The following is a 14630-nucleotide window of genomic DNA, read 5'->3' as shown; positions in this document are numbered from 1 at the left end:
CGGCGAATCGTATCTTTGCCTGGAAACCTCCTAATTTAACAACTATTCGTAGGTTTGCTTTTAAAGAGGTTATCCCAGACATTCTCTATGGGGAAATGATACTTTCTTCACTAATTTTTCTGATTGTAACGCTTAAATTATCAATATTCATGTGATGTTTCGTCGGATATTTGCGGGAGGAATAAACGTTTCTTGTCACGATAAAAGAGATCGGCAATTAAAACCCCTCAACTTTTTATCGTGAGGGGTTGTTGTGATATTTAATATCTTCTTGGGTTTTTACTCATTTAATGCTTCGGCTTTTATATTATCGGAAGCTGATTGAGAGCGGACTTTCGCAAAGAAAGTAATGGTGACAACCGCCATTGCGGCCAGGCCGATAACAACAGAGATATTCCAGTTTAACGCAAAACCTTCTGGCGCGAATGCCAGATAGGTGAAGCATACTGCGGTCATAAACATGGCTGGCAGGGTGGTAATCCAATGGAATTTATCGCGGCGCAGCAACCATGCTGAGGCCGCCCATAACATGACCATTGCTGTAGTCTGGTTCGCCCAACCGAAATAACGCCAAATGATATTGAAGTCAGTTTTGGTAATCAGATAACCGACAATAAACATTGGCACACTTAACAACAGACGTTTAGTCATTTGTTGCTGAGGAATATTCAAGAATTCAGCAATAATAAGCCGGGCGGAACGGAACGCGGTATCGCCAGAAGTAATGGGTAAAATCACTACGCCGAGGATTGCCAGAATACCGCCGACAGTACCTAACAGAGAAGTTGACACTTCGTGAACAACCAGAGAGGCCGTACCCTGATCAATCACGGCTTGCAACGCGTTAGTATCTTCATAGAAACTCAGGCCCAATGTACACCAGATCAGTGCGATAATACCTTCGCCAATCATTGCGCCGTAGAAAACGAAGCGACCATTTTTTTCATTTTGCATACAGCGTGCCATCAGCGGAGACTGAGTGGCGTGGAAACCTGAAATAGCGCCACAAGCAATGGTGACGAACAGCAATGGCCAAATAGGCAGATCTTTCGGGTTAAAGTTAGTGGTGAAATCCAATCCTTGAGAATAGAAAGGCTTGTCGCTCATCGCTAAACCGACCATCAGCGCGACAGACATAAACAGCAGCAATGCACCAAACAGTGGGTAAAGGCGACCAATGATTTTATCAATAGGAACCAGCGTTGCGAGAATATAGTAAGCAAAGATAATACCGACCCAGATAGCAATGTTATCCCAACCCATTGCCTCTTTCAGCAAGTTATTCAGTAAGCCGGCTGGACTCAAAACAAAGACGACGCCAACTAGCATTAGCAGAATAACAGCAAATATATTCATGAAATGCTTCATGGTTTTGCCCAGTTCGTTACCAACGATAACGGGCACGGATGCGCCGCGGGCGCGTACACTGAGCATACCGGAGAAGTAATCGTGTACGGCACCGGCAAAGATACAGCCGAATACAATCCACAGCATAGCGAGCGGGCCATAGAGGGCGCCAAGAATTGGACCGAAAATAGGGCCAACGCCGGCAATATTCAGTAACTGAATTAACCAAACTTTTGGGGTGGACATAGCCACATAATCAACACCATCAGCCATAGAAAGAGCGGGGGTTTTTCTTTCTGGTCGAATAGTGAATATCTTTTCGACAATTTTGCCGTATATGAAATATCCAGCCAGAAGAAGGCCGATACAGAGGAGGAACCACAACATAAATATAACACCTTACTCGACTTTTTTAATCTGGGTGCTACTTTATCGTTTCGTAAGAAAAATACCGTGAAGTGATTCGCTTTTTACTGGTCCGTACTGTTTTCTAATTGAAAATACGATTAAAGTAAAAAGTTATTAATTAGCCAGGGGGTAATTATGTTATATATCTTCGATATGGGTAATGTGATTATTGAGATTGATTTTAAAAGAGTTTTAGCGGTATGGAGTAATTTGAGCGGGACACCTCTTGCGACTTTGACTAAAAGTTTCTCTATGGGAGAAACGTTTGAAAAACATGAGCGTGGTCAAATTACTGATCTGGAATTCGCTGATACTTTATGTCAGGAAATGAATATTTCACTCAGTTTTGAGCAGTTTGCTACTGGATGGCATGCTATCTTTATTGATATTCGGCCTGAAATCATTCAAATAATGAAGAAATTACGTGAAGCGGGACACCGGGTTGTGGTGTTATCCAACACCAACCGCTTGCACCTGGATTACTGGCCGCATAATTATCCTGAAATTGCGGCATCCGCTGATTACCTCTATTTGTCGCAGGATTTGGCAATGCGTAAACCCGAGCCTGATATTTTCAAATATGTGATTGAGACAGAAGGTTTTTCACCGGATCAAACCGTGTTTTTTGACGATGTGCTGGAAAATGTGGAAGCAGCCAGGGCGTTAGGGATCAATAGCGTTCATGTTGTTGATAGGCAGACCGTGCCGGATTATTTCGAAGCAAGCGGTTTCTCTGAACAAAATGAAGGATTGAATGGATAATATACCCTATGGATTTCAAGATGGATCGCGACGGCAAGGGAGCGAATCCCCGGGAGCATAGGAAACTATGTGACCGGGGTGAGTGAGTGCAGACAACAAAGAGGCAACTTGAAAGATGACGGATATAGAAGGTAGCGTGCTGATGCGGCTATCTAAATAAAGGAAAAATATGATCGCGTTAATCCAGCGGGTAACACAGGCAAATGTTGTTGTTAAGAACGAAGTCGTTGGGGAAATTGGTCACGGCCTGCTGGTGTTGCTAGGCGTTGAGAAAGGAGATGATCAACAGAAAGCAAAACGGTTGTGTGAGAAGGTGATAGGGTATCGGATATTCAGTGATGAACAGGACAAAATGAACTTGAATATCCAACAAATCGGAGGCAGTTTGCTGGTTGTCTCCCAGTTTACACTGGCTGCCGATACTCAAAAGGGCATGCGACCCAGTTTTTCTGGTGGCGCCGCCCCAGATAAGGCCGATGAATTATATCGCTATTTTGTTGAACAATGCCGCCAAAGTGGTGTAAAAACAGAAATCGGGCGGTTTGCTGCCGATATGAAAGTCAGCCTGACAAACGATGGGCCAGTCACTTTCTGGTTGCAGGTCTAGCAACCAAAAATAGCCAGTAGAACGCAACCATCCCCGATTAAACATCATGAGCAAAAGAAAGGGGCAGTTTCTATGTATCATCTGCGAGTACCTGAAACAGAACAAGAACTGGAAGCATATTATCGATTTCGTTGGGAAATGTTGCGTAAACCATTGCATCAGCCTGTAGGCTCTGAGAAAGATGGTTATGACACGATGGCTCATCACCAGATGGTTGTGGATGAGAAAGGTAATCCGGTGGCGGTAGGGCGTTTATATATCAATGCGGATAGTGAAGGGGCAATCCGCTTTTTGGCAGTGCATCCCAACGTGCAAGGCAGAGGGTTAGGAAAATTAATTGCAATGGCCCTGGAATCTGTTGCCCGTCAGGAGGGTGTTAAACGGGTAGTGTGCAGTGCTCGTGAACATGCGGTGGAGTTTTTCAGTAAATTGGGGTTTGAAAACCGAGGGCCAATTACTAGCCCGCAAACAACTCCGGTTCGCCATTTTCTGATGATAAAGCCGGTTGCAACACTGGATGATATTCTCCACCGGCCAGATTGGTGCAACGAACTGCAACAAGCTTGGTACAAACATATTCCCCTCAGTGAAAAAATGGGGGTACGCATTTCTCAATATACCGGTCAGAGCTTTATTACCACCATGCCGGAAGCCGGGAATCAAAATCCTCACCAAACTATCTTTGCCGGCAGTCTGTTTTCCTTGGCAACCCTGACCGGTTGGGGATTGATCTGGCTGTTGTTACAGGAGCGTCAACTAGGTGGTGATATCATTCTGGCTGATGCCGATATCCGTTACAAAAAACCGGTTGTCGGCAGGCCAAAATCTGTTGCTGATCTTAAAAATATGAGCGGCGATTTGGCTCGTTTGGCGCAAGGCAGTAAAGCGAGGGTAAAGTTAGATGTGATTGTCAGCGGTGATCAGGGAATCGGTGCGGTATTTACTGGCACCTATATGGTATTGCCGAATGCTTATACGGCTATCGCTTAGATTTGACAGTGGCATGAGATATGCCACTGGTAGCAATAATAAAAGTCGCTTTTATGAAATTAAGCTTCGTTGAGTACACGCAGCATAAAGTCATCAAGTTCATTGCGGAAATTGGCTATATTGCTCCATTGATATTGCGCATGCTCAGGCGAAAGCTTAACTTCACCTGTGCATTTGATATTGAAATTTACCTGGAGGCATTGAGCTTCCTTGATAGAATATTCCACCGCGCTGAGAAAACTAATAACATCATCAAGCAGTAGCCCGGTCTCCTCTTCTATTTCACGAGATAGTGCTTGTAATAGATTTTCTCCTTTTTCTACACCGCCGGAAGGAATTTCCCAGAGATTTGGCGGCGATTCATCAGGCGCTCGTTGTAAGAACAGAATATTGCCATTTTGATCTCTGATGATGCCGCCGACAACAATACGGTCATAATTTTGCAGCGTGTTTTCAATAGATTCAGTCAGTATACACATCATTTTTTGTACCTTGTCACAACTTCAATGGGTAAAATTTAATTGCGTTTTTAATGTATCAATATTAATACGGTTTTTCGGCTGATATTGATCGGAGATTTTATTAATGGATTGAAACAGAAAATAACCATTATAAGATTGAATCGGGTACATATATGTACCCGAATATTCGTTACTATAGCTTAACAACCGGACAAGTTTCACAGTTTGGTATGGATATTTGCCCCTTATTAATAACTTGAGTTTCGTTGCCTGACTGTTTATTCGTGGCAGTCAATGAACCATCGATAGTACTTTTAATATCATCAGCAGCAAGATCTCCCTGTATTAACAGCGTGAAATTGCCTTTACCCTGTAATTTCAGCGGCACCCACCGCCATTGGGGTAAAATCGCTAAATCTGCATCTATTCCCCGAAAATCTAAAGTAAATGGTTTCTGTACCAGTTGATCTACTGTACCTTTCACTTTCAGCAATCCATCATCAACGGAAGCATCTAATTGGTCGAGGATCAGTTTATTTCCCTCTGTGTGTAATTTAAGGTAAGGGCGACGTAATTCAACTTTGTTAAATGTTGCGCTGGCGGCATTTAGATTTGAAGAACCACGCCAGATCCCCCATTTCCCTTCTTTCAGTAACTCCATGTCGTAGATATAGCCGCTGAGAGCGGTAAGTTGGAATGGAAAATCGGGGTTAATATCAATCAACAAGCTGTTGTTAATCGTCAGCTCGTTAATGGAAAATCCGGATATCCATTCAGGCAATGATTCTTTCAGCAACTGATGCCAGTTTTGCGGCAAGGTATAAGTTAAACCGGCGACCGTTGCATTGGCGATGTTGAATTGCTTTGTTTGGTGATTCCATCGCCCTTTGACGTGGAATAATCCCTTTTCCCAACGGGAAGTGAGGTTGGAAATAGTGAGTTCATTGCCTGCGAGAAGGAGGTGACCAATAACATCGGTGAAATGGAGATCATTTAGCGTCGTATCCATGACATTGAAATCAATGATGCCCTCTTTTGCCTGCCAGCTCCCGTTAGCCAAACCGACATTTTTGACTGAGGCATCCAGATAGTTAGCAGACCAGTTTTTACCTTCCAACTTAGCATTTGTCAGGCTGAGATCTTTGATGCTGACTGCGGGTAATGTGTTCGCTTTTAGCAATAACTCTTCAAGTGTCATTGGCGTTTGCCAACGAATATTGCTGATAAGTAAATTGTCCCACTGCCAGCTACCATCAGGCTGACGTTGCCCATTACCCGATATCGAACCTTGTGCTAATGTTGCACCAAATGAACGAATAGTCAGGGTATTTTGCTGGTTATCTCCTCGCATAATGACTTTTTCAAGAGAAATATCATTGAAATTCAGTTTATCAGCACTGAATTGAAATTCCCCATTCCCTGCCAGCTTATTTGATTGTGGGTTCCAGGGGGTGATACCGCCGGTGATGTTTTGCCCTTGAATTTGCCAGTCTGCATTTTCTGACTGAATAGTCATCTGATTAAGTTGCAGAATATTGGCGCTGAAAGGGATGGATTGTGGCTGGCCTTTGATGGTTAATTGGCCCTGTTGCAATAACAGACGCTGAAAATGGCGCGGGGAAGTGAGTTGCTGCCAGTTGAAATCGAATGCGACAACTTGAGCCGCTAAAATGAAAGTCTGTTGCTGATTGCTAATGGCAATATTGGAAAATGCCAAAGTGCCCGGTTGTGACCAGTTATGTTCGATATTGCCGATTTGAACCTGATAACGGCTGTGGTGACTCAGCCATTGACTGAGCTGATGCGCTCCCCAGTTTGTCTGCATCACGACATAAACAGTGATTACCGCCAGGATTAGCAGTAATAACAGAGTAACCAGCGATTTTCTTAACCATCTCATTATCAGACTCCAATTTAATCGGCTTATAGCTTCCTTTTATGCCGTAATTTTTGTGTTCACTCAAGAGATGGTGAATAAAAGTTATGAGCGAGGAGAAATTATTATTTGTAACATTTGTATAATTTAACAATAGAAATACCAATAAGTCACTATATTGGTTGTTATTTCTAATAATTTCAGGGTATAAATGAGGGAAATAATAAATTATTTTTTATCGTTTTATTCTATTAAAATAAACTTAAGAGATTAATCTTTGTTTAATTGTATTTTAATTTTCATGCTAAGTTTTTCTTATTAGTAACTTAGAGTGTTTGTATGAATTTGTTAATAATTATATTGTGTGATTAATATAGTAATTAAATCTATATTTTCTTGCATGACAATATAGCCAATGACATCTGAATGAATTAATGTATTAATGGATGGCTATAAATGGAATAATGATGTTTTTTCGTCATTCCTTTCTATTCCTTTCTCAATTTGATTGATGCTTGAAATAACACTACATAGTTTATTTTCACCCATCTTCCGGCAAATAAGTAATGTAAGGAATCTTCTATGTCAGAAAACATGAAACAAAAATCGTCGAATGAAGGTAGTATCCGCACAACCCGCCCACTTACAGGAAAGGAATTTCTGGATGGGCTAAACGATGGTCGGGAAGTCTGGGCTTATGGTGAACGCATTCAGAATGTCGCCAACCATCCTGCTTTCCAAAATCCAGCCCGCGCTATTGCGAAACTTTACGATGCTTTGCACGATCCTGCTCATCGTGATGTACTGACTACGGCTACAGATACGGGGAGTGTTGGTGTAACACATCCCTTTTTCCGTATACCGCACACACAGCAGGATTTAATTGCTGATCGCGATGCTATCGCCGCGTGGGCCCGCATGAGTTATGGTTGGTTGGGTAGAAGCCCTGATTATAAGGCTTCGTTTCTTACCTCACTCGGCGTAAGACCGGATATTTATGGTGATTTTGCGGGTAATGCAAAAAACTGGTATATCCGCTCACAAGAAAACGTGTATTACTGGAATCACTCGATTATTAATCCGCCAATAGATCGTCATTTATCACCTGATGAAATTGGTGATATTTGTGTTCATGTTGAAAAAGAGTGTGATGATGGATTAATTGTCAGCGGCGCTAAAGTTGTTGCCACGGGATCGGCGATGTGTCATTACAACTTTATTGGTCATTATGGCTTACCAATCAAGAAACGGGAATTTGCATTGGTCTTTACTGTGCCGATGAATTCGCCAGGAGTGAAATTAATTTGTCGTCCCTCTTACTCAATGGCGGCAGATAAAATGGGCAGTCCTTTTGATTATCCGCTCTCGTCCCGATTTGATGAGAACGATACGATAATGATTCTGGATAAAGTGAAGGTTCCTTGGGAAAACGTATTTATCTACGGAGATATAGATAAAGTTTCGTTATTTTTTGCTGAGTCGGGTTTTTTTCATCGGGCTATGTTGCATGGTGTGACCCGATTGGCGGTTAAACTTGATTTTATTTCTGGATTGCTCCTTAAGGGAGTTGAAGCCACAGGTACGAAGGATTTTCGTGGCGTGCAAACACGGGTTGGTGAAGTATTGTCATGGCGTAATCTGTTTTGGGCGCTCGGTGATGCGATGATTAAATCTCCGGAGCCTTGGGGGGAAGATGCCCTATTGCCTCGGTACGAGTATGGGATAGCTTATCGTTGGTTTATGACGCAGGGTTACCCGAGGGTAAAAGAAATTATTGAACAGGATCTGGGCAGTGCCTTGATTTATATTAACTCTCATGCCCGCGATTTTTCCAACCCGGAACTGTCTCCTTATCTTGATAAATACATGCGTGGTTCCAATGGTTACAGCGCGGTTGAACGAGTCAAGCTCATGAAACTGATTTGGGATTCTATTGGTACGGAATTCGCTAACAGGCATGAATTATACGAGCTAAATTATGCCGGCAACCATGAAATTACCAGACTCGATGTATTATGGGCTTCTCAAGCCTCGGGCTTAGTGGATCAATTGAAAGGGTTTGCTGAGCAGTGTATGAGTGAATACGATCTTGATGGTTGGGTTGGTAACGATTTTATTTGGCCTTCTAACCGCTAGGAGATAAACCATCATCACGCGCGATGGTGATTTATACGTGCGTGATGAATTGATGATGTATAACCCGATATCAGATTATTAGAGAGATTGTTTTTCCTGAGGAAACACCAGATTAAGAGTGATCGCTGTCAAACCACCGGCGGCAATACCGGAAGAGAGTAACGTTTTCAGCCAGTCTGGAGCGAACTGTAAAATTAGCGGTTGTTGGGCAACGCCCATACCAACCGCTAAAGATAGCGCGATAATCATAATTGCCCGGCGGTTAAGTGCCTCTCTGGAAACGATACGGACACCAGACGCGGCAATCGTACCGAACATCACGATAGTGGCGCCGCCCAATACCGGTTCAGGGATCTGTTGCACAAATCCTGCCACCGCAGGAAATAAACCTAACAGCGTCAACATTAGCGCCACGGCATAACCTACACGGCGGCTGGCGACGCCGGTTAATTGGATAACCCCGTTATTCTGCCCAAAACAAGAATTTGGGAAGGTATTAAATACGGCGGAAAGCATAGAATTTAGCCCATTAGCTAAAACACCGCCTTTAATTCGCTTCATATATAGGGGACCGCTGACCGGTTGCTCGGAAACATCAGACGTCGCGGTAATATCGCCGATGGTTTCCAGTGAAGTCACCATAAAAATTAGCATCAACGGGATAAGCAGATTCCAGTCAAAGGAAAGACCATAATAGAGTGGCGCGGGAATTGTCATGAGTGAACTATTTTCCTGTACCGTTGCTGGCGGCAGCATACCCATTAGCCAGGCGACAACATAACCTACCGCCATTGCAATGACCAGAGAAGCGACACGCAGATAAGGATTACGCTGGCGGTTCAACAAAACAATGACTGCCAACACAACACCAGCCAGAAACAGATTCTCTGGAGAGCCAAAAGTGTGATTTTCGATAGCAGAGAATCCACCGCCGATAGAGGTCAATCCAACCTGAATCAGAGACAAACCGATAATCATCACCACAACACCGGAAACCAACGGGGTGATAATTCTCCGGGCCAGATGCAATACGCGGGATAACAGAATTTCGGTAACGGATGCCGCCATCAGAGTACCGAATAACGCTGCCATCATGGTAGGAATGTCTGCCCCGCCGTTTTTGAGCGCCAGCCCGCCCATAATCAGTGGGGAAACAAAGTTAAAACTGGTCCCTTGGATGGAAAGCAAACCAGAGCCGACTGGCCCCCAAGTTCGGATCTGGATTAATGATGCTAATCCTGAAGCAAACAGAGACATACTGATAATCCGCTGCGTATCGTGAGCAGGCAACCCTAGCGCCTGGCAGATCAAGATTGCTGGCGTGATGACCGCGACAAACATTGCCAGTAAATGCTGGCAAGCAGCAAACAACGTTTGTGGCAACGGTGGCCGATCTTCTAAGCGATAAATCAATTCACTAACTGGTTTATTCGGGGGGACTGTTGCCGCTTGTTCAGGGGATGAGCTGAGCATGGTGTGAAATTCCGGACTGACAAAGAACGCATTTTAATGATCAAAAGTGTAAAAGCAATCGTTTGCTTAAAAATCCTGTCACTTATCATGATTCGCTCTGGTCACATTTTTATATGTTTTAACTTGTGTTTGTTGCAGATTTTTTTTTCTAATCCAGCGTTGCCTGCTTTTGGCGTTCTCTAAAGGATGAGTATAACGTCGTAATAACTTACATAATTTTAACAATATAGCTGGGGTACATAGATGTATCATCTTGATGTTTATGGCACGCTCGTTGCGTCTGCATTAGTACTATTACTTGGGCGCAAACTTGTACAATCAGTCCCATTTCTTGAAAAATACACCATTCCTGAACCTGTCGCGGGTGGCCTGTTAGTTGCTCTGATTCTTTTAGTCGTTCAACAGACAACAGGCTGGGAAATCAACTTTGATTTGTCTCTTAAAGACCCTTTGATGTTAACTTTCTTCGCCACTATCGGCTTGAATGCCAACCTTTCCAGCTTGAAAGCGGGTGGTAGGGTTCTGTTCACGTTTGTCTTCGTCGTTGTTGGCTTGCTGCTGGTTCAGAACACGGTGGGTATCGCTCTGGCTGAACTGTTAGGTCTGGACCCATTAATGGGCTTACTGGCGGGTTCTGTTACGCTGTCTGGCGGTCACGGTACAGGCGCCGCTTGGGGTAAGCTGTTTAGTGAGCGTTATGGTTTTGAAAATGCAACGGAAGTGGCAATGGCTTGTGCGACTTTCGGTTTAGTTCTGGGTGGTTTGATTGGTGGCCCGGTCGCGCGTTTCCTGGTGAGAAATACAAAAACTCCAGGACTAAGGGGCGATGATACCGAAGTGCCGACAGCATTTGAAAAACCTTATACCGGGCGGATGATCACAGCGTTAGTGATGCTGGAAACGATCGCACTGATTGCTATTTGTTTGATGGCCGGTAATTTTGTGTCTGAATTTCTGCAAGGTACATGGTTTGAATTACCGACATTCGTCTGTGTGTTATTTATCGGGGTTATCCTCAGTAACAGTCTATCGGTGCTAGGTTTTTACCGAGTTTTTGACCGAGCGGTGTCTGTACTGGGTAACGTGAGCCTTTCCCTATTTCTGGCAATGGCGTTAATGAGCCTGAAATTGTGGCAGATGGCATCGCTGGCATTACCGATGCTGGTCATTCTCACCATCCAGGCTATCGTGATGGCGCTGTATGCAATTTTTGTCACCTATCGGGTGATGGGTAAAAACTATGATGCAGCGGTTCTGGCGGCGGGTCACTGTGGTTTCGGTTTAGGAGCGACACCTACCGCTATTGCGAACATGCAGGCGATTACCGATCGCTTTGGGCCATCCCATGTGGCGTTTCTGGTGGTGCCGATGGTCGGGGCATTCTTTATCGATATCGTTAACGCGATTGTGATTAAACTCTATCTGCTACTGCCGGTATTCCCTGCTGTGTAGGGATAAATTAGCAAGGTACTGCGCCAGCTATGTAGTTGGTGCAGTATTGTCTTTGTGTTCTTTGATCATTATTTATTTTAGGCAAGCACCGCCATAGTTTCACCTCTTACCTGTGTGTATTGGGGGCCAGATTTTACTGTGTTTTACTTATAATTTAACGCATTCAAATTATAGTAGGAAGGATGAACAACGATGAAGCTTTTCAACACGTTGGGATTTTGTTGGGATAGATCTTCGGTTCCTCTTATTGTTCCGATTCATTCTATTGAGCGGGTATGCTTTCGTTTTCACCGGATGCTACCGGAGTTTGTTTGGGATGCCAGCGTGCTTGAAAGCAATCCTTTTACTTTCCCAGAAGTGAAGACATTATTGGATGATGTCACTGTCGGTGGTAGAAAAGTTTCTGATCAGGAGCAAGTACTGAATCTCGCGGAAAGTGCCAAACGCCTGTTATCTCTGGTGAAGAATAATCAATTTGAGTTGACCAAGGCTATGTTTACTGAACTTCATAGTATAGTTGCTCGCAATGAAGCCTTGGAATGGGGAACATTTCGCGGGGAAGGTCGAGAGATAAACTACACTCCAGATGTCGGATTAGGTGAATATGGTCGGCATACTCCGTTACCTACCGTATCAGGCGCACCAGAATTGAACCGCGTTTTTCAAGAAGGTATTGCTTCACTAGATGAGTGTCAGCCTTTTGAAAAGGGAATCGCATTCTTTCTTTTTGGTGCGTTACAGAAATTCTTTTTTGACGGTAACAAACGGACTTCCCGTTTCATGATGAACGGTATTTTGATGTCAAACGGTATAGACGCCATCAGCGTGCCTGCGGCGAAAATACATGAGTTCAACGAAAAGATGGTCCGCTTCTACCGGAGCAAAGATGCCACTGAGATGATGGCGTTCCTTGTGGATTGTCACTCGGATGTGGAGCAAATTCGAGCGGCGAATACACGAAATTAGCGATCACTGCACTTGGACTGTTTGGGATTCGTCCCGATATGTTTTCAATCATGCATTATCATCATGTATGAGTTCAGGTAATCAACGGCTAAAGCCAACTTTCTCAGGGCTGTTATAAACAGCCCTTCTGTTAGCGTGGAGCACAACAATTCCCGCCGTGGTTCCTTTTCCCTCAAAGCGTGTTTTAAAAGACTTAATTCTTAAGATCCTATATATGATAAGAATAATAGTTTCCACAAAACGCATCATAGGTGTTTTATATTTATTTTACTTCCTCATATTTATCCAAAAATCAACCAGCATTAAAAAATTATATCTAATTCATCGCTAACGTATTAATATAAATAACGTTTCATAATTTTGCTGCACGTGGTCTTACTAACCAATTGTTATATATGGAACTATGAGTGATGTGATATTTTGGAATTTTATTTATAACAAAAGAAAAACTTTCAGTAATTATTAAATTCATACTAGATAATCTACCTCTTCGATAAATAAATTGGCCTTTAGCTAAGGATAACAACATGAAAGATAACGCTTTATATGACCCTATTGCACATCTTTACGAGAGCTTTTCAGATGCTGCCGCCCATATCGAAGTAGAAATCAGAACTGTCTTCAATTTGGCAGGAGATATACACGGGAAATCAGTGTTGGATTTAGCCTGTGGATATGGTCTCTTTAGTCGAGAATACAAGAATCGTGGCGCGTCAAAAGTCATTGGAGTCGATATATCAGAGAACATGATAGCGATTGCGAAAAGCAAATCACAACAATACGGTGACGATATCGAATTTCACGTAAGAAATGTCTGCAAGATGGAGTCATTTGGCAAATTTGACATAGTTAATGCAGCTTGGTTATTTTGCCATGCAGAATCTCTTGAAGACCTTGAAACTATGTTCCGTGTTATTGCCGCTCATCTCAAGCCTTCTGGTAAACTAATTGCGTATACCGCTGAACCTGATTGTCAATTAGAAAAAGTGGATTATGAAAAATTTTGTATAAAAATTTTGAGTGAAGAGCCGGTGAAAGACACAATTCTCGTGAGAGCTGAATTTCTTACCACACCACCTAGCCCTTTCACTATGTATCATTGGAGTCGTGAACAGTATCAAGCGGCGATCCAAAAGGCAGGGTTCAAACAATTTAAATGGCAAAAACCCATGCTGTTAGAAAGCGATATTGAGGCTCATCCCCCAGGTTTTTGGGATGATTATCAACGAAATTGCCTTGATACCGCTCTTGTTTGTCAGTTTTAACAAAATAATCCCCGAGATCTGTTGTCTTTCCTATACAAATCCCTCAAGTTTTATCGAGGGATTTTTTTGAATTTCCCTCGTTCTGCAAAACAACTCTTCCTGACCTCCAGCCGGGATTCAGGTTTCTGAGGAAAACGGCGCTCGGGTAACTCACTCAAGCATCTGATAAAAAAGTTTAGCTGCTTATTTTATTGCTGATTAAATAAAGCGTCCCACGTTTTATCTCTTCATTTATAGATGGTTATGTGAATCTTGCGTCTGATGCAACACCGCCAACACTTCAATACCAGTCGGAACTTCCCGGTAGTAAATAATGTGGCTCTCTACGGGGAAACTCAGCACACCAAAATAAAGATCCTCACTGCGATCACGACCGGGGGATGGGTGACGAGCAAGAATTTCCGTCATAGTCACACGTAACGAAGTTGAATAAGCTTCCGCGACATTCGCCCGCATCGGCGCATAGAATAGAGTTTGATTGCACGAATATGCTCTCTGGCTTTCTTCGTAAACCGGACACTTATCCCTAAGCCTTACCCTCAAGTTCATCAACCGTCAACGGCGCAAATACATCATCAATACTATGTAATTCGCCACGATAAGCTTGTGCAATAGATTCAGCCAGAACGGCTTTTAAATTCTGTAACTTACCATGCTTAGTGACTGCTCCCCGCCGTAAAAACGGCGAGGCTTCCCACTTCTCAGGCCGCCACCGTCTTTATGACGGATTTACGCTGGCCTCCGTGGGCAGAGACGACGAGTCCCGCCGCCTGTAATTCTGTTATGCCCTTGCGCTCGATGTTGAGCGCCGCATTGATATCGCGGTCATGTTCGACTCGACAGAAAGGGCATTGCCAGAGCCGCTTACGCAGCGGCATTTCCAGCAT

General features: G+C 43.5%; 13 protein-coding genes. 7 read left to right on the top strand and 6 right to left on the bottom strand.

The annotated features are described in order from the left end of the window. Nucleotides 1-279: 279 nt before the first annotated feature. The gene (locus C6H66_RS17585) at nucleotides 280-1734 is read right to left on the bottom strand and encodes a carbon starvation CstA family protein (RefSeq protein ID WP_046397795.1); all 1455 of its coding nucleotides are present in this window, start codon (nucleotides 1732-1734) and stop codon (nucleotides 280-282) included. Between the two features lie 156 nt (nucleotides 1735-1890). Here C6H66_RS17585 and yihX point away from each other — a divergent pair, with 156 nt between their 5' ends. The 3 genes from yihX to fabY all read left to right on the top strand — a co-directional run bounded on the left by yihX (nucleotide 1891) and on the right by fabY (nucleotide 4114). Continuing rightward, nucleotides 1891-2517, top strand: a complete 627-nt coding sequence (gene yihX, locus C6H66_RS17580) for a glucose-1-phosphatase (RefSeq protein ID WP_105396259.1) — start codon at nucleotides 1891-1893, stop codon at nucleotides 2515-2517. A 169-nt stretch (nucleotides 2518-2686) separates the two neighbouring features. After that, nucleotides 2687-3124, top strand: coding sequence for a D-aminoacyl-tRNA deacylase (gene dtd / locus C6H66_RS17575; RefSeq protein ID WP_036778428.1), 438 nt, complete (start codon nucleotides 2687-2689; stop codon nucleotides 3122-3124). A 72-nt stretch (nucleotides 3125-3196) separates the two neighbouring features. Next, nucleotides 3197-4114, top strand: coding sequence for a fatty acid biosynthesis protein FabY (gene fabY, locus C6H66_RS17570; RefSeq protein ID WP_046394769.1), 918 nt, complete (start codon nucleotides 3197-3199; stop codon nucleotides 4112-4114). Between the two features lie 59 nt (nucleotides 4115-4173). Here fabY and C6H66_RS17565 read toward each other — a convergent pair whose 3' ends face one another. Next, nucleotides 4174-4596: an NUDIX domain-containing protein gene (locus C6H66_RS17565; RefSeq protein WP_105396258.1), complete on the bottom strand. Its 423-nt coding sequence runs from the start codon at nucleotides 4594-4596 to the stop codon at nucleotides 4174-4176. A 172-nt stretch (nucleotides 4597-4768) separates the two neighbouring features. Then, nucleotides 4769-6475, bottom strand: coding sequence for an AsmA family protein (locus C6H66_RS17560; protein WP_105396257.1), 1707 nt, complete (start codon nucleotides 6473-6475; stop codon nucleotides 4769-4771). Between the two features lie 570 nt (nucleotides 6476-7045). Between C6H66_RS17560 and C6H66_RS17555 the strand changes: the two genes are divergently transcribed. After that, the gene (locus tag C6H66_RS17555) at nucleotides 7046-8587 is read left to right on the top strand and encodes a 4-hydroxyphenylacetate 3-hydroxylase family protein (protein WP_418889060.1); all 1542 of its coding nucleotides are present in this window, start codon (nucleotides 7046-7048) and stop codon (nucleotides 8585-8587) included. A gap of 78 nt (nucleotides 8588-8665) precedes the next feature. Here the strand turns inward: C6H66_RS17555 and C6H66_RS17550 are convergent, their stop codons facing one another. Then, nucleotides 8666-10060 carry a uracil-xanthine permease family protein gene (locus tag C6H66_RS17550; RefSeq protein WP_105396255.1) on the bottom strand — a complete coding sequence of 465 codons (1395 nt, stop codon included), beginning with the start codon at nucleotides 10058-10060 and terminating at the stop codon, nucleotides 8666-8668. 243 nt (nucleotides 10061-10303) lie between these two features. On the opposite strand from C6H66_RS17550, the gene gltS reads away from it, so the two are divergent. The 3 genes from gltS (at nucleotide 10304) to C6H66_RS17535 (ending at nucleotide 13743) form a co-directional block, all read left to right on the top strand. After that, on the top strand, nucleotides 10304-11512 hold the full coding sequence (gltS, locus tag C6H66_RS17545) for a sodium/glutamate symporter (protein WP_105396254.1): 1209 nt from the start codon (nucleotides 10304-10306) through the stop codon (nucleotides 11510-11512). 192 nt (nucleotides 11513-11704) lie between these two features. Further along, nucleotides 11705-12478 carry a Fic family protein gene (locus C6H66_RS17540; RefSeq protein WP_105396253.1) on the top strand — a complete coding sequence of 258 codons (774 nt, stop codon included), beginning with the start codon at nucleotides 11705-11707 and terminating at the stop codon, nucleotides 12476-12478. Between the two features lie 527 nt (nucleotides 12479-13005). Then, the gene (locus C6H66_RS17535; RefSeq protein ID WP_065389013.1) at nucleotides 13006-13743 is read left to right on the top strand and encodes a class I SAM-dependent DNA methyltransferase; all 738 of its coding nucleotides are present in this window, start codon (nucleotides 13006-13008) and stop codon (nucleotides 13741-13743) included. Nucleotides 13744-13974: 231 nt separating this feature from the next. Here the strand turns inward: C6H66_RS17535 and C6H66_RS17530 are convergent, their stop codons facing one another. Together C6H66_RS17530 and C6H66_RS17520 are read right to left on the bottom strand one after the other, a co-directional pair. Next, on the bottom strand, nucleotides 13975-14292 hold the full coding sequence (locus C6H66_RS17530) for a type II toxin-antitoxin system RelE/ParE family toxin (RefSeq protein WP_248000718.1): 318 nt from the start codon (nucleotides 14290-14292) through the stop codon (nucleotides 13975-13977). Nucleotides 14293-14444: 152 nt separating this feature from the next. Further along, nucleotides 14445-14630 (bottom strand): zinc ribbon domain-containing protein (locus tag C6H66_RS17520; protein WP_146111064.1); only part of this gene is annotated, 186 nt, incomplete at its 5' end.

The organism is Photorhabdus hindustanensis (assembly GCF_002968995.1).
Taxonomy (GTDB): domain Bacteria; phylum Pseudomonadota; class Gammaproteobacteria; order Enterobacterales; family Enterobacteriaceae; genus Photorhabdus; species Photorhabdus akhurstii.
Note: the sequence above shows the minus strand (reverse complement) of the source record. Positions and strands in the feature narration are given on the sequence as shown.